The following is a 14,932-nucleotide window of genomic DNA, read 5'->3' as shown; positions in this document are numbered from 1 at the left end:
CGCCTCCGTCAGCGGGCGCCTTCGGCCTCCGGGGCGGCGAGCGAGGCGAGCGCCGCGAGCTGCTGCGGGGTCACATGGTCCGGGATCGGGGTCGGGGCCGGGGTGCGCAGCGGGGGCTGCCAGCCCTTGTCCCGGTCCCAGCTGCGGACGACCTTGGCCGGGGCTCCCGCCACGACCGAGTGGTCCGGCACCTCGCCCCGTACGACCGCGCCCGCCGCGACGACCACGTTCCGGCCGAGCCGGGCGCCGGGAAGGATCACCGCTCCGGTGCCGAGCCAGCAGCCGGGGCCGATCGAGACGGGCTCCGAACGGGGCCACTGGCGGCCGACCGGTTCGTCGGGGTCGTCGTAACTGTGGTTGGTCGAGGTGATGTAGACGTACGGCCCGCAGTACGTGTCCGAGCCGATGGTCACCTTCGCGTCGGCGATGACATGGCTGCCCCTGCCGAGGACGACGCCGTCACCGAGCGTCAGAACGGTGTCCGTCCCGAGGTCGAGGCCCGGCAGCATGCCCGCCGTCAGCGTGACCTGCTCGGCGACGATGCAGCACTCGCCGATCTCGATCCACCGCTCGCCGAAGACGGTGCCCTGCGGGAACGCGAGTCGGGTCCCCGCGCCCAGTCGGCGGAACCGCAGCTCGCCGGGATGCTCGGCGGTGACGGAACCCTTCTCCTGCACCCAGCGCCAGCCGCTCCGCACGGCGCGGGCGAGGACCCGGCGCCGCCAGGCGGACAGGGATGAGAACGTGTTTCTGTTCCTGGGCACCCCGACACCGTAGTCGGCGCCGTCGTGCCTGTTCAGTGCGGTGCGCTGTGATGTCGGTCATGAGCACGGCATAGGGTGCGCCCGGGGGCACCCCCGGGCGCGACACCACCGCTGACGAGCAGGAGCGAACCATGACAGAGGCGTTGATCAAGGGTGTGGGCGGCAAGGAGCCGCAGATCGATCCGACCGCCTTCACCGCCCCCACCTCCGTGGTGCTCGGCGAGGTGACCCTCGGTGCCCGCGCCAGCGTCTGGTACCACGCCGTGCTGCGCGCGGACTGCGGACCCATCGCCATCGGCGAGGACTCCAACATCCAGGACAACTGCACGGTGCACGTCGACCCCGGTTTCCCCGTCTCGATCGGGGCGCGGGTGACCGTCGGCCACAACGCGACCGTGCACGGCTGTGTCATCGGGGACGACGTCCTCGTGGGCATGGGCGCGACCGTCCTCAACGGCGCGCGGATCGGCGCCGGCTCGCTGATCGCCGCCCAGGCTCTCGTCCCGCAGGGCATGGAGGTCCCGCCCGGTTCGCTGGTCGCGGGCGTCCCCGCGAAGGTGCGCCGCCCGCTGACCGGGGAGGAGAAGGCGGGCATCCAGCTGAACGCCGAGATGTACCTGCTGCTCGCGAAGGGCCACGCCGAGGCCTTCGAGGGCTGAGAGGCCGTACGGCCTCCGGCGACGCGGAGGAGGGCGGCACCCGTAGACGGGTGCCGCCCTCCTCCACTCGCTCGTACCTTCCGGGGCGCGCGCTCAGTCCGCGACCGGGACCGGTTCCGCCGACTCCGCCGTCTGCGAACGGGCCGCCGCCGCCTTCTTCGCGCGGTTCTTGACGATCAGCATCGAGGCCAGGCCGATCAGTACGGCGAGGACCAGGCCGAGCCAGGAGAAGCGCTTGAGCCAGGCCTCCGCGACGACGCCCACCGAGTAGATGACGGCGGTCGTGCCACCGGCCCACAGGATGCCGCCCAGCACGTTGGCGATGAGGAACTTCCAGTACGGCATGTGGAGCACGCCCGCGAGCGGCCCCGCGAAGATGCGCAGCAGGGCGATGAAGCGGCCGAAGAAGACCGCCCACATGCCCCACTTCTGGAAGGAGTTCTCGGCGAGCCCGATGTTGGCCTCGCTGAAGTGCTTGGGGAACCTCTTCCCCAGCCAGGCGAGCAGTGGCCGCCCGCCCTTGCGGCCGATCGCGTAGCCGATCGAGTCGCCGACGATCGCGCCGGCGGTGGCGCAGGCACCGAGCACGTACGGGTTGATGTCACCGTGCTGCGACGCGAGCAGCGCCGAGCTCACGAGCACGATCTCGCCCGGCAGCGGGATGCCCAGGCTCTCCAGCCCGATCACCACCCCCACCAGGACGTAGACGGCGACCGCGGGGATCGTCTCCAGCCACTCCTGGACGTGCAACGCGGTTCCTCCCGTACCGGCAGCTCAGCTGCTCGTTCGCCCGGCGCGCGCCGGGGCGGGCGCGCTGGGGAAGCCTACCGGGTCGGGACGGACGGACCTCGACCCCGCGGAGGCGGTGGCCCCGGAACACGGCCGCCCCCGCACCCGGTGGAGGGTGCGGGGGCGGTGCGTGGCGTCCTGGTCAGGCGTTCGGGCGGAGGGTCCAGACCACGGTCATCTCGCCGGTGACGGCGCCGTCCTCACGGGTGATGTCGATCCGCACGGGGAACTCCGGCCGCTGCCCGGCGTCGAGTTCGGCGACGACCTCGGCGGCCGGGCGGCCGAGGGTGGCGGTGGCCGTGACGACGCCCATGGCGAGCTTCTTGTAGCCGATCTCCGCCTTGACGGCGAGCGGTACGGCGCGGCTCAGCTGGTCGCCGAAGGCGGCGAGGACGATGGCGCCGCTGGCGGACTCGGCCAGGGTGAACATCGCTCCGGCGTGCGGGCCGCCGACGTGGTTGTGGTAGGCGGACTGGTCCGGCAGGCGCACGACGGCCCGCTCGGCGGTGGTCTCCAGGAACTCCAGGTTGAGGGTTCCTGCCATGGGGACCGTGGCGGCGAGCATCTCGCCGACGGTCATCTGGTCTGCGCTCATGAACCTCGATGTTACCCACGAGTAGCAGCCTTGGCCATCCCCCGCGGGCACCTTCACGCGTGCGTGCTCCGGGGGCGGGCGTGGTCGAGCAGCCCCCGCACCTCTATGGTTACTGGCCATGTGGCCAGGACAGCAGCCGCCCGGGGGCGAGCAGAACCCGCAGGACCAGAATCAGAACCCCTACCAGCAGTCGGGGTACCAGCAGCCGAACCCGTACCAGCAGCCGCCGACGCAGCCCGGGTACCCGCAGCCGCCTACGCAGCCCGGCTACCCGCAGCAGCCGCCGCCCGCGGGACCGGGCTACCCGCAGCAGGGGTACGGCCAGCAGCCGGGTTACGGGCAGCCGAACCCGTACCAGCAGCCGACCGTGGCGGCGCAGTACGCGGTGCCGGGACCGGGTCAGCCCGGGGGCCCCGACGGCGGGAAGAAGAAGCAGACCACCCTGATCGCGATCGTCGCCGCGACCGCCGTGGTCGTCGCCGCCGGTGTCACCGGGTTCCTGGTGCTCGGCAACGACGACGACAAGAAGCCCAACGCCGATGACAAGAAGCCGTCCGTGACGGCCTCGACGGACCCATCCGCCGACCCGTCGGCCGACGGGTCGGCGGATCCGAGCACCTCGCCGACCATCGCCAACCCGCGCGACGGCGCCGCCCAGCAGCCGACGATCCCGGGCTGGAAGGTCGTCTACAACCCGAAGTACGGCACTCTCTTCGACGTACCGCCGGACTGGGAGGTGCTCAAGCCCGGGTCGATCACCTTCTTCGAGGACGAGAAGAAGAACGACGGCAGCCCGCTCGTCACGATGTCGAGCCCCACCCGCCTCAAGAGCGAGTGGTGCACCTTCGACACCGACAAGAACGGCACCAACGAGACCTGGGGCCTCAGCACCGCAGGCACCAAGGGCGGCCAGGGCGCCAAGAACACCTCGGACGCCGCGTTCAGCGAGGCCGGCACCTGGGTGTGGGGCGGCTACGCGCAGCACATGCCGCAGAGCACCATCAAGATCACCAAGGCCGTGCCGTACAAGACGAAGTCGGGTCTCACCGGCAGCATGGCGACGGCCAAGGCGCCGAACGTCAAGAAGCGCAACAAGTGCGAGACGGACGGCAAGTCCATCGCCTTCACCTTCAAGAACGCCAAGGGTGACTTCTCGACCTTCGTGCTCTACGCGGCCGACGGCGTCGCGGACGAGCTGCCGGACGCGACGATCATGCAGATCCTCTCCACGGTCCGGCTCTCCTCGGGCTCCTGAGGCGGAGGGTTCCCGGCGCGCGGTACACCGGCGCGCCGGGCCCCCGGCCGCCATGCTCGGCCGCCGTGCCCGGGCCGCCGCGCCCGGGCCGCCGTGCCGAGAGCAAATGACCCGTCCGAGGACGGCCCGTCCCGATATCCGGTTGGCTTCGCACGCCGTCGACAGGGATAGTCCCCGGGTGACCAGACCCGCCGCCACCCCCCGCCGCAGCCCGCTCCGCACCCGCCGGCCCGAGTGGGCCGGCCGGAACTACGTCCTCCTCACCGCCGCCACGATCGTGACCAACCTCGGCACGCACGGCGCGCTGATCGCCACGACCTGGGCGGTCTTCGAGTCCGGGGGCGACGCGGGCGACGTCGGCCTCGTGGCGATGGCCCGGTTCCTGCCGCTCGTCCTCTTCCTGCTCATCGGCGGCGCCGTCGCCGACCGGGTCCCCCGGCACCGTGTGATGGTCGCCGCCAACGCCCTCAACTGCGTCTCCCAGGCGGCCTTCGCGGCCCTCGTACTCACCGGCGAGGCCCAGATCTGGCAGATGATGCTGCTCACCGGCCTGTGCGGCACCGGGCAGGCCTTCTTCAACCCGGCGGCCGAGGCCATGCTGATGTCCAGCGTCACCGGGGAGCAGGCGAGCCGGGCCTTCGCCGTCTACCGGATGGCGATGCACGGCGCGGCCATCGGCGGCGCCGCGCTCGGCGGTGCGCTCGTCGCCTTCGTCGGGCCGGGCTGGGTCCTCGTGATCGACGCGATCGGGTTCGCGGTCGCGGGCGGGCTGCGCGCCTTCCTCGATGTGAGCGGCACCCCGGAGCGTGCTCCGGGCGGCGGGCTCTTCGCCGATCTGCGGGAGGGCTGGCAGGAGTTCATCGGACGGCCGTGGCTGTGGTCGATCGTCGCCCAGTTCTCCGTGGTCGTGGGGCTGATCGGGGCGGTCGAGTCGGTGTTCGGGCCGCTGGTGGCCCGGGACCAGCTGGGCGGGTCGCGCCCCTGGGGCATCGCGCTCGCCGCGTACGGCGCGGGGACGGTCGCGGGCGCCGTCCTGATGACCCGCTGGAAACCGCGCCGGATGCTGTTCGTCGGGACGCTGTGCGTCTTCCCGATCGCCCTGCCCTCGGCGGCGCTCGCCGTACCGCTCGACGCGGCGGGGCTCACGGCCGCGATGTTCGTCAGCGGCGTCGCGATCGAGGTGTTCGGCGTGTCGTGGATGACGACGATGCACCAGGAGATCCCGGAGGAGAAGCTGTCCCGGGTCTCCGCGTACGACTGGTTCGGCTCCACGGCACTGCTGCCGCTGACGACCGCGGTGGCCGGCCCCGCGGAGAGCGCCTTCGGCCGGAGCGAGGCGCTGTGGGGCGCCGCGGTCCTGATGACTGTCGTCACGGCGCTGGTGCTGCTGGTGCCCGACGTACGGAATCTGACCCGCCGTCCGCACACGAAGGAGATCGGCGGCGCTGTCCGGGCGCCGACGGACCCGTCCGCGTCAGCCGATCCCGAAGGCGCCCTCGGGCGGAACGGGTGAGGGTACGGCCCCGGCGTCGAGGACCGGTTCCGCGGCCCCGGTGAACCGGTCGAGCGTCTCGCCGTGCTCCACGCGCGCGGGGAAGGCGTCCGAGGCGGCCCGCCGCGCCAGGTGGGCGGTGTCGATCTCGCGGCCGGAGGCGACGAGGACGGCGTTCCCGAAGCGTCGGCCGCGCAACACGGCCGGTTCGGCGACGAGCGCCAGCTCGGGGAAGACGGCGGCGAAGGTGGCGAGCTGGGAGCGGAGGAAGGCGAAGGGCGCCCCGTCGGCGAGGTTGGCGGCGTAGACGCCGTCGGACCGCAGGACGCGCCGCACCTCGCGCGCGTACTCGACGGAGGTCAGATGGGCGGGCACGCGCGAGCCGCCGAAGACATCGCCGATGACGAGGTCGGCGGAGGCCGTCGGCGCGGCCTCCAGCCAGCTCCGGGCATCCGCGCCGTGCACGGCGATGCCGGACCCCTCGGGCAGCGGCAGGTGCTCCGCGACCAGGTCGAGCAGCCCCCGGTCGGCTTCGACGACGTCCTGGCGCGAGCCGGGCCGGGTGACGGCGACGTAGCGCGGCAGGGAGAGCGCCCCGCCGCCCAGGTGCAGGACGTCGAGCGGCTCACCGTCGTCCGCGACGCCGTCGACGACGTGCGCGAGCCGGCGCGCGTACTCGAACTCCAGGTACGCGGGATCGTCGAGATCGACGTACGACTGCGGCGCACCGTCGACGGTCAGCAGCCAGGCCCGCTCCCGGTCGACATCGGGCATGAGGCGCGCGGTGCCGTGATCGACCTCGCGAAGGACGGGAATCTGCTCGTTCACGCTCTCATTGTGCCGGGAGGGGTTTGACGGCGGACACGCCTGCCCACGCGCGCGCGTGGTTCAGCCGTTCCACCCCGTAGAGATCGGGTCAGAGGTGCTTGAGTGCCTCGCGGACGGAGAGCGGGGAGAGGCGGTCGGTGTGGGCGGCGACGAAGGCGCGTACCTCGCCGGGGGCGGTCTTGCCGTATTCGCGCAGGCTCCAGCCGACGGCCTTGCGGAGGAAGAAGTCGGTGTCGGCGGCGCGCCGCAGGCAGTGGGCGAAGAGCCGGTCGGCGTCGGTGTCCTCTTTGAAGCGGAGCTGATGGAGGAGCGCGGTACGGGCCACCCACAGGTCCTCGTCCTCGATCCACTCGTCCATACGCGCCCCGAGGGCGGGATCGGCGGCGACGAGACCGCCGACGACATGGGCGGCCAGGTGGTCGACCGTGTCCCACCAGGAGGTGGTGGTGACGAGACGGCGGGTGACGGGCAGGAACCCGGAGGAGCAGCGCTTCACATGGCGGCGCAGGTAGTCGACGGCGAAGTAGTGGTACTCGCGCTCGGGCAGGGCGAAGCAGCGCAGGGCGACCGCGGCGCAGTCGCGCTCGTCGGGGCGGGGGGTGCCGTCGAGGACGGTACGGGACAGGGCCCGGCGCTCGGGGGTGCGCAGCCCGAGGAAGGGGGCGACTCCCTTCATGTACGCGACCATCTCCTGCGCCCGGAAGGGGTTCCCCGCGGCAGGGTAGACGGTGGTGAGCCGCTCCAGGACGGTGTCGGCGAGCTCGCTGGGCGGGATGCCACCGCCATCGGTGGCATCGAGGGCGTCGGCGGCCACCGCGCGGTCGGTCTCGGCGGTGTCGGTCATGTTGCCTCCCGGGGCCTGGAGCGCTCCGGGGCCGGCCCGGACGGACATGACGCACATTACGGCGATCATATGGACGCGTCCGTTACTCTCCCCGAATGCTCGCTCCCGTGCCCCGGCCGCCGGGCTCCTTCGCCGTCCGCTGCTCCCGGGTCCTGCTCTCGCCGCGCTCGCGCCTCTCGCTGCTCGCGCTGCTGCTGCTCTCGGCGGCGGCCCTCGTCCTGCTCTACGAGCCTCAGCGGCTGCTCGCCTCGGGCTGGCCGCCGCACACGAACGGTGCGGGTGCCGTCCTGCTATTCGGTCTCGCGTACGGCGCGTGCACGGCGGCGTTCGTGCCGCGCCCGGTGCTCAATCTGGCGGCGGGCGCCCTCTTCGGTTCGGCCGTCGGTCTCACGGCGGCGCTCGCGGGGACGGTGCTGGGCGCCGGCATCTCGTTCACCCTCGGGCGGTTCCTGGGGCAGGACGCGTTGCGGCCACTGCTGCGGGGGCGCTGGCTGGCAGCGGCGGACGGGCAGCTGAGCCGGCACGGGTTCCGTTCGATGCTGGCGATCCGGCTGTTCCCGGGGGTGCCGTTCGCGGCGGCCAACTACTGCGCGGCGGTCTCCCGTATGGGATACGTACCGTTCCTCGTGGCGACGGGACTGGGTTCCGTGCCGAACACGGCGGCGTACGTGGTGGCGGGCGCCCAGGCGGGGTCGCCGGGGTCGCCCGCCTTCCTCTTCTCGGCGGGGTTCATCGTCCTGTCCGGCCTCGGCGCGGCGGTGGTGGCCTGGCGCAAGCGGCACGCTCTGCGGGCACCGGCCTCGGCATCGACTCCGGTGCCGGGTGTGGGAGCGGGTCTGGGGTCGGCACCGGAGCCGGTGGGCGGGCCTCACTGAGGCGCCCCGGTGGGGGCTGCCCTCACTGAGGCATGCTGGTCAGAGCGCCTCGACGATCATCGCGTTGGCCAGACCTCCCGCCTCGCACATCGCCTGGAGCCCGTAGCGGGCGCCCCGGGCCCGCAGGGCGTGCACCAGGGTGGTGGTGAGGCGGGTGCCGCTGGCACCGAGCGGGTGACCGAGAGCGATGGCACCGCCGTGGACGTTGACCTTGGCGGGGTCGGCGCCGGTCTCCTGCTGCCAGGCGAGGACGACGCTCGCGAAGGCCTCGTTGATCTCGAAGAGGTCGATGTCGGAGAGGGAGAGGCCGGACCGGCGCAGGACCTTCTCGGTGGCGGGGATGACACCGGTGAGCATGAGCAGCGGGTCGGAGCCGGTGACGGCGAAGCTGTGCAGCCGGGCGAGGGGACGCAGCCCGAGGCTGCGGGCGGTGTCGGCGGTCATGACGAGCACGGCGGAGGCGCCGTCGTTGATCGGGCTGCTGTTGCCGGCGGTGACGGACCAGTCGATCTGCGGGAAGCGCTCGGCGAAGCCGGGATCCTCGAAGGACGGCCGGAGCCCGGCGAGGATCTCGGGGGTGGTGGCGGGGCGTACGGACTCGTCACGGCGGACGGTCCCGTACGAGGCGACCTCGGCGTCGAAGAGTCCGGCGGCCCAGGCGCGGGCCGCCTTGGTGTGCGACGCGGTGGCGAACACGTCCATGGCCTCGCGGTCGATCGACCACTTGGCGGAGATGAGTTCGGCGCTGACGCCCTGCGGGACGAGGCCCTCGGGGTAGCGCTCGGCGACGCCGGGGCCGAAGGGATCGGCGCCGGGCGGCACGTTGGACCACATGGGAACCCGGCTCATGGACTCGACTCCGCAGGCGACGGCGATGTCGTACGCCCCGGAGACGACGCCCTGGGCGGCGAAGTGGACGGCCTGCTGGGAGGAACCGCACTGCCGGTCGACGGTGGTGGCGGGCACCGACTCGGGGAACCCCGCGCCGAGCCAGGCGTAGCGGGTGGTGTTCATGGCCTGCTCGCCGACCTGGTCGACGGTGCCGCCGATGACGTCGTCGACGAGGGCGGGGTCGATGCCGCTGCGCTCGATCAGGGCACACAGGGTGTGGGAGAGGAGGGCGACGGGATGGACGTGGGAGAGGGCTCCGCCCGCCTTGCCCTTCCCTATGGGGGTCCGGACGGCTTCGACGATGACGGCGTCGCGCATGACTGGCTCCTGAGTTGGAGAACTGGACCAACACTCGTCAGTAACGTAACGCAGTGAGTTGGATTTTCAAACCGACTAGGCCGATGCTGCCCTACTCTGGGACCCATGAAGGCCTCCCCCCGCCCCTGCTCGATCGCAGACGCTCTCGCGCTCGTCGGCGAGAAGTACTCACTGCTGGTGCTGCGAGAGGTCTCCCTCGGTGTGCGCCGCTTCGACCGGATCGCGCGTAACACCGGTGCCCCCCGTGACATCCTCACCGCCCGCCTCAAGCGGCTCGTCGAGGCGGGCGTCCTGGAGAAGGTGCCGTACAGCGAACGCCCGCAGCGCTTCGAGTACCGGGCCACGCCCGCCGGCGAGGAACTCCAGCCGGTCCTGGTGACCCTGATGGCCTGGGGCGACCGCCACCTGAACGCGGACCACCGCCCGGTCGTCCTGGAACACCGGTGCGGCGAGGTCCTCAGCCCCCGGGTCGTGTGCGCCCACTGCGGCGGCGAAGCCGACACCGAGTCCCTCCGCGCCCACGTCCGGGCGCCCGGCTGGACGACCACGGGACCGAAGACCCCTCAGGAGGCCTGAGCACGGGCCCGTCATCTGGGGAAGGTACAGTGCGCACGACCTTCTGACCGCACACGTACAAACGGGACGGCCCTAGCCCCATGAGTTGGTTCGAATCGTTCATCCTCGGACTCGTCCAGGGGCTGACGGAGTTCCTTCCCATCTCCTCCAGCGCGCACCTCCGTCTCACTGCGGCGTTCGCCGGCTGGGAAGACCCGGGTGCGGCGTTCACCGCGATCACCCAGATCGGGACGGAGGCCGCGGTACTGATCTACTTCCGCAAGGACATCGCCCGGATCGTCACGGCCTGGTTCCGGTCCCTCACCGACAAATCGATGCGCTCCGACCACGACGCCCAGATGGGCTGGCTGGTGATCGTCGGCTCGATCCCGATCGGTGTCCTGGGCGTCACCTTCAAGGACCAGATCGAGGGCCCCTTCCGCGACCTGCGGCTCATCGCCACCACGCTCATCGTCATGGGCATCGTCCTCGGCGTCGCGGACCGGCTGGCCGCCCGCGACGAGATCGGCGGCCGCCACCGGGTGGTCCGCGAGCGCAAGACGCTCAAGGACCTCGGCGTCAAGGACGGCCTGATCTTCGGCTTCTGCCAGGCGATGGCCCTGGTCCCGGGTGTCTCCCGCTCGGGCGCGACGATCTCCGGCGGTCTGCTCATGGGCTACACCCGTGAGGCCGCCGCGCGGTACTCCTTCCTCCTCGCGATCCCGGCGGTCCTGGCCTCGGGCGTCTTCGAACTGAAGGACGCGGGCGAGGGCCACGTCTCCTGGGGCCCGACGATCTTCGCCACGCTGATCGCCTTCGGCGTCGGCTACGCGGTGATCGCCTGGTTCATGAAGTTCATCACCACGAAGTCCTTCATGCCGTTCGTGATCTACCGGATCGCCCTCGGCATCCTGCTGTTCGTGCTGGTGGGAGCTGATGTGCTCAGCCCGCACGCGGGCGAATCCGGCGGCTGAACCAGGGCCGCGCAGGTAGCGCTTTCGAGCAATTCCTCGCGCCTGACCGCAGCACCACGCGCCATGATCATCTCCCACTCATCTCCCACCGGGGAGGCGGGATACACCCCACTAGAACGCGCGCGTCCGCACAGCAAGGGATGACGCCGGAAGGGCCCGCACGGCCGTGCGGGCCCTTCCGCGCAGAGGGTGGAGCGGGTCAGCTGAGGTCAAGGCGGTCCAGGAGGGCCTGGACGCGGTCGGGGAGGGCCTTCTGCGGGTCCGGGCTGCCGCTGGGCAGCGCCAGCGCGGCGGCCACGAGGACATCGCTGAGCTCTTCCATTCCTTCCGGTGTCGATGACTGCGGCGTCGGCCGTCATGGCAGGGGCTCCCCCAACTCGTCCTCCACGCCGCCCATCGCGCGCAGCACCGCGAGGATGCGCTGCGCCTCGGCCTCGTTGACCTGGGTGATGGCGAAGCCGACGTGGATGATCACGTAGTCCCCGACGCCCGCTTCCGGGGTGTACTCCGGGCACGCGTCCCGGCGCACGCCGCCGAAGTCGACCGTCGCCATGCGCACATCTGCCTCGTCTCGGATGTCGATCACCCGTCCTGGGATGCCAGGACACACGCCGCGACCTCCTTTCCCTCGCGTCCCTGCGCGAGCCGGGCGGCCGCCACCGCGGCCTGGCCCGAAGCTGTGTCAGAGCGCGGCCGACCTCGGAGGCAATTGAGGGGCCGGTGCCGCCGGCCCTTGCTCGGTGGGGACACCGCCGGTACGCGGGGCCGACGCTGCAAGGGTGCCTCTGACGAAGAGCACGGCGTAGAGACCGACGGCCGCCGCGGAAAGGACCAAGGCCACGCTCACGAGCCACTTTGCGGACAGCTCGGCGGTTGAGGCGATGCTCATGGCGAGAATCATCGACAGCTGGCCGAACACCCCGAAGACGGTGACGAACGCGGAGGCGACGATGCCCCAGCCGTGACCCGTCGGCTTGAGTCTCCTGGGGTCCCCGGAGTCGGCCTCCAGGGGGTAGGTACACGAGGCGGAGTAGACGACCGGTGCGATCAGGATGAGGCCGCCGAAGAGGAGGTTCATGGTCAGGAAACGAGACAGAGAGATTCCGGGCAGCCACTCCTGAATGACGCCGGTCGCAGCGAGAAAGGTCCCCAGGAGCGCACCGAGCGCAGTGATGTTGGTGACCCAGCTGTCTTTCGCGGCCCAGGGGACGTCGATGGGGAGGATCCTTGAGTGCCACCCTGGCTTGACCTCGGCCCACAGCCATCTTCCAGGGACGATCATCAGGACCAGGACGACCAACGCGAGCACCGCCGCTCCGCCGAGGGCGTTCTCGTACTCGGGATCTTCTTCCACTCCGCGAACCAGCGAGAACCGGATGATGGCCGGCGCAACAGCCGCTCCTGTAGCCGCTGCCGACACAATCAGCGTTCCCTGCCTGTCAGCGCACTTTCGGTTCACGGCGAAGTTCACGATCACCACGGCGGGGGACGACACCTGCAGCGATGCTGGAGCGCCTTGCAGCGTGGCTGTTGCGGCGCCCTGTTGAGTGCACTCGGTGTCCGAGTCGTCGTGCGCAGTGTCGAGCGGAGCCATAGCCATCAGGCGCGCTGCGAGGTCGGTAGAGGTACTGAAGACAAGACGCGCACTCCCGGTCATCAGACCGGTCTTGTCGTCCCTGTCGAGCTCCACCTCGACCGTCTTGTCCGGCCCCGTCACAGACAGCTTGTCCTCCGCGCGTGCGGAGCCGCTCAGAAGGGCGCTCAACGCCAGAGAGACGGCAATGCCACAGGTGATGCTGCGGGCGATCATGCGCTTGAGTTAAGCACCGGCAGGCGCACCTCAACGGCAGGCAGCACCGCTCAACGCCCTGATCGGTTCCCGGTGTACTGAGGCTGCAGTCTTCACCCCTTCCCCAAGGCCCCGTACCCGCCTCTTCACGGCCACCGGCCACATGCCGCAGATCGAACGCGCGGAGGACTTCGCCGATCTGGCCCGGGACTTCCGGGACTGACGCCCTCCCGGGCTCACCCGTCCGGCCCGCCCGTGTTGTGGGGCCGCCTTGCGACCGGCAGGTTGCGAGGCGTGGGGCGGAACCCGCTGCCCGGGGCGAAGGCGAGAATACACATGGACATGCTGTCGGCGGATCTGCGAACCCTGAGCCGTGAGGCGTACGTATACCTGTATCCGCTGGTCATGATGGACGTCACGCGCCGCCAGTCCACTGCCCTGCCCGAAGGCGTCAAGCCCGGCTACGGCCCGCCGAACCGGTTCCACCACCTACGTGAGTTCCCTCCGGCGGACTTCCGCGCCGTCGTCCGGCCCAACTTCGACACCCTGTACTCCAACGCCTGGCTCGATCTGACCGCCGGCCCGGTGGCCCTGCACGTCTCCGACACCGTCGGCCGGTACTTCATGCTGCCGCTCATGGACATGTGGACCGACGTGTTCGCCACCATCGGCCAGCGCACCACCGGCACCGGCGACCAGGACTACCTCCTCGTCGGCCCCGGCCACCGCGGCGAGGCACCGGCGGGAGCGACGCTCCTGCACGCACCGACTCCGTACGTGTGGCTCATCGGGCGTACCCAGACCAACGGCCCCGCCGACTACGACGCCGTCCACAAGGTCCAGAACGGATACACACTGGCCGCCCTGAACCCGGCCGGACACGTGCCCGACGCCGGTGTGGACCTGGAGACCGACGCGCTCACCCTCGTCAACGGCCTCAGCGCGACGCGGTTCTTCACCCACGCCGCGCAGGCGCTGACGGTCAACCCGCCCCACGCCGCCGACTTCTCCGTCCTCGCGCGCATCGCGCACCTGGGCATCGTCCCGGGCCGTGACTTCGACGCGAGCCGCTTCGACGCGGACGCCCTCGCGCAGATCGAGGCCGGCGCGAGCGCGGCCCGTGAGGCGATCCTCGGCTCCATGTCGGCCTTCGGTACGGCGGCCAACGGCTGGCGGACGTCCACCGACACCATGGGCGTGTACGGCAACAGCTACTTCAAGCGCGCCGTGGTCGCCGCCGGCGGCCTCGGCGCCAACCCTCCCGAAGACGCCGTCTACCCCGTCCTGGCCACCGACGCCGAGGGCTCGCCCGTGACCGGCGAGAACGAATACGTCCTCCACTTCGACGCCGACGAACTCCCGCCCGCCGGGGCGTTCTGGTCGGTCACCATGTATGACGCCGAGGGCTTCCAGGCCGCCAACGAGCTGAACCGCTTCGCCCTCGGCGACCGCGACCCCCTCACCTACAACCCCGACGGCTCTCTCGACATCCACATCTCCCACCACGACCCGGGCCCGGACCGCCAGGCCAACTGGCTGCCCGCACCGCTCGGATCCCTGGGGATCACCATGCGCCTGTACGCGCCTTCGCCCCAGGCGCTCGACGGCACCTGGAACCCCCCGCCGGTGCGCAGAGCCCGTAAGGTCGCCGACGGGAAAGCGAAGTAGCACGTCCGCCGGCGCTGCACGGCGGGCCGTGCCACACCGTGCCGGTAGGGGCAGTGAACAGCGGCCATCAAGGGTCCGGATGAAGCCGCCATGAAGGTAGCAAAGCCGTACATTCTCTCAGGCCAGGCACCGTATAGCCACTTTCTCTTCCGCCACGTGGGGCCGAACGCGGATGGCTCACCCCAGACGACGTCATCAACAACTGACCGCTGCGGCGGGTGCACCGGCTCCTGCGCAAGGACCGAGCGGACCGAGCGAGCACTCACACGTCGAGCGTCACCGAACACGTCCAGCCGCCCGGCCCGCGCGTCACGGCCAATCCGTGCAGCGTGACGGCCTTCGGCGCGCGGCGCCCGTCACCGGAAACGACCCCGCGTCGGCCACGTGGAATACGTCCTTCACCCCGTCGTCGACGGCGCCAGGCGCTCCTCGCGTGTAGGGGCCCACGCATCCGCACGCAGGTCCGCCGTATGCGGAACACCGCGATACCCGCTGCTTCAGACGGCACCGTCCAATCTTCACACCGCGACCTCGCTCACGCGACGCGTCAGGCGGTCAAGGGAAGGCCGTGCCACGGTAGCCCCGCCGCGTCGGCAGCCCGGGCAACACCGCGGGGGTCTGTGGCCGACGGCCCGC

The 14,932-nt window shown here is 71.2% G+C and carries 16 protein-coding genes; 7 read left to right on the top strand and 9 right to left on the bottom strand.

What is annotated here, in order from left to right; all coding sequences use genetic code 11:
- Nucleotides 1-8 precede the first annotated feature (8 nt).
- Nucleotides 9-764, bottom strand: coding sequence for an acyltransferase (locus ABT154_RS29555; RefSeq protein WP_351860788.1), 756 nt, complete (start codon nucleotides 762-764; stop codon nucleotides 9-11).
- Between the two features lie 131 nt (nucleotides 765-895).
- Between ABT154_RS29555 and ABT154_RS29550 the strand changes: the two genes are divergently transcribed.
- Nucleotides 896-1,423 carry a gamma carbonic anhydrase family protein gene (locus ABT154_RS29550; protein WP_351860786.1) on the top strand — a complete coding sequence of 176 codons (528 nt, stop codon included), beginning with the start codon at nucleotides 896-898 and terminating at the stop codon, nucleotides 1,421-1,423.
- A 93-nt stretch (nucleotides 1,424-1,516) separates the two neighbouring features.
- On the opposite strand, the gene ABT154_RS29545 is transcribed toward ABT154_RS29550, so the two are convergent.
- Entirely contained in the window at nucleotides 1,517-2,173 is a 657-nt protein-coding gene (locus ABT154_RS29545; RefSeq protein ID WP_351860785.1) for a DedA family protein, read from the bottom strand.
- A gap of 181 nt (nucleotides 2,174-2,354) precedes the next feature.
- Nucleotides 2,355-2,792 (bottom strand): DUF4442 domain-containing protein, encoded by a 438-nt coding sequence (locus tag ABT154_RS29540; RefSeq protein WP_351860829.1) that lies wholly within the window; start codon nucleotides 2,790-2,792, stop codon nucleotides 2,355-2,357.
- 133 nt (nucleotides 2,793-2,925) lie between these two features.
- Here ABT154_RS29540 and ABT154_RS29535 point away from each other — a divergent pair, with 133 nt between their 5' ends.
- Together ABT154_RS29535 and ABT154_RS29530 are read left to right on the top strand one after the other, a co-directional pair.
- Nucleotides 2,926-4,062, top strand: a complete 1,137-nt coding sequence (locus tag ABT154_RS29535) for a DUF8017 domain-containing protein (RefSeq protein WP_351860783.1) — start codon at nucleotides 2,926-2,928, stop codon at nucleotides 4,060-4,062.
- A 178-nt stretch (nucleotides 4,063-4,240) separates the two neighbouring features.
- On the top strand, nucleotides 4,241-5,575 hold the full coding sequence (locus ABT154_RS29530) for an MFS transporter (protein WP_351860782.1): 1,335 nt from the start codon (nucleotides 4,241-4,243) through the stop codon (nucleotides 5,573-5,575).
- On the opposite strand, the gene ABT154_RS29525 is transcribed toward ABT154_RS29530, so the two are convergent.
- Both ABT154_RS29525 and ABT154_RS29520 read right to left on the bottom strand, forming a co-directional pair.
- On the bottom strand, nucleotides 5,537-6,382 hold the full coding sequence (locus ABT154_RS29525; RefSeq protein WP_351860780.1) for a spermidine synthase: 846 nt from the start codon (nucleotides 6,380-6,382) through the stop codon (nucleotides 5,537-5,539). The two genes, ABT154_RS29530 and ABT154_RS29525, sit on opposite strands and share 39 nt — an antisense overlap.
- Nucleotides 6,383-6,470: 88 nt before the next feature.
- Nucleotides 6,471-7,226, bottom strand: a complete 756-nt coding sequence (locus ABT154_RS29520) for a DNA alkylation repair protein (protein ID WP_351860778.1) — start codon at nucleotides 7,224-7,226, stop codon at nucleotides 6,471-6,473.
- A gap of 95 nt (nucleotides 7,227-7,321) precedes the next feature.
- Here ABT154_RS29520 and ABT154_RS29515 point away from each other — a divergent pair, with 95 nt between their 5' ends.
- Nucleotides 7,322-8,101, top strand: a complete 780-nt coding sequence (locus ABT154_RS29515) for a TVP38/TMEM64 family protein (RefSeq protein WP_351860776.1) — start codon at nucleotides 7,322-7,324, stop codon at nucleotides 8,099-8,101.
- Between the two features lie 39 nt (nucleotides 8,102-8,140).
- On the opposite strand, the gene ABT154_RS29510 is transcribed toward ABT154_RS29515, so the two are convergent.
- Entirely contained in the window at nucleotides 8,141-9,310 is a 1,170-nt protein-coding gene (locus ABT154_RS29510) for a thiolase family protein (RefSeq protein ID WP_351860774.1), read from the bottom strand.
- 105 nt (nucleotides 9,311-9,415) lie between these two features.
- Between ABT154_RS29510 and ABT154_RS29505 the strand changes: the two genes are divergently transcribed.
- Nucleotides 9,416-9,886 carry a winged helix-turn-helix transcriptional regulator gene (locus ABT154_RS29505; protein WP_351860772.1) on the top strand — a complete coding sequence of 157 codons (471 nt, stop codon included), beginning with the start codon at nucleotides 9,416-9,418 and terminating at the stop codon, nucleotides 9,884-9,886.
- An 80-nt stretch (nucleotides 9,887-9,966) separates the two neighbouring features.
- Complete coding sequence (locus ABT154_RS29500) at nucleotides 9,967-10,839, top strand: undecaprenyl-diphosphate phosphatase (RefSeq protein WP_351860770.1); 873 nt, start codon at nucleotides 9,967-9,969, stop codon at nucleotides 10,837-10,839.
- A gap of 199 nt (nucleotides 10,840-11,038) precedes the next feature.
- Here ABT154_RS29500 and ABT154_RS29495 read toward each other — a convergent pair whose 3' ends face one another.
- The 3 genes from ABT154_RS29495 to ABT154_RS29485 all read right to left on the bottom strand — a co-directional run bounded on the left by ABT154_RS29495 (nucleotide 11,039) and on the right by ABT154_RS29485 (nucleotide 12,649).
- The gene (locus ABT154_RS29495; RefSeq protein ID WP_351860768.1) at nucleotides 11,039-11,161 is read right to left on the bottom strand and encodes a hypothetical protein; all 123 of its coding nucleotides are present in this window, start codon (nucleotides 11,159-11,161) and stop codon (nucleotides 11,039-11,041) included.
- Between the two features lie 33 nt (nucleotides 11,162-11,194).
- A complete protein-coding gene (locus tag ABT154_RS29490; RefSeq protein ID WP_351860766.1) occupies nucleotides 11,195-11,449 on the bottom strand; it encodes a HypC/HybG/HupF family hydrogenase formation chaperone in 255 nt (84 codons plus the stop codon).
- A 72-nt stretch (nucleotides 11,450-11,521) separates the two neighbouring features.
- A complete protein-coding gene (locus ABT154_RS29485) occupies nucleotides 11,522-12,649 on the bottom strand; it encodes a hypothetical protein (RefSeq protein WP_351860764.1) in 1,128 nt (375 codons plus the stop codon).
- 315 nt (nucleotides 12,650-12,964) lie between these two features.
- On the opposite strand from ABT154_RS29485, the gene ABT154_RS29480 reads away from it, so the two are divergent.
- Nucleotides 12,965-14,296, top strand: coding sequence for a DUF1254 domain-containing protein (locus ABT154_RS29480; RefSeq protein WP_351860762.1), 1,332 nt, complete (start codon nucleotides 12,965-12,967; stop codon nucleotides 14,294-14,296).
- Nucleotides 14,297-14,932 lie beyond the last annotated feature (636 nt).

It is taken from the genome of Streptomyces sp. NPDC001728 (assembly GCF_040297565.1).
Taxonomy (GTDB): domain Bacteria; phylum Actinomycetota; class Actinomycetes; order Streptomycetales; family Streptomycetaceae; genus Streptomyces.
The sequence above is the reverse complement of the archived record's forward strand: the minus strand, read 5'-3'. Positions and strand labels throughout refer to the sequence as shown.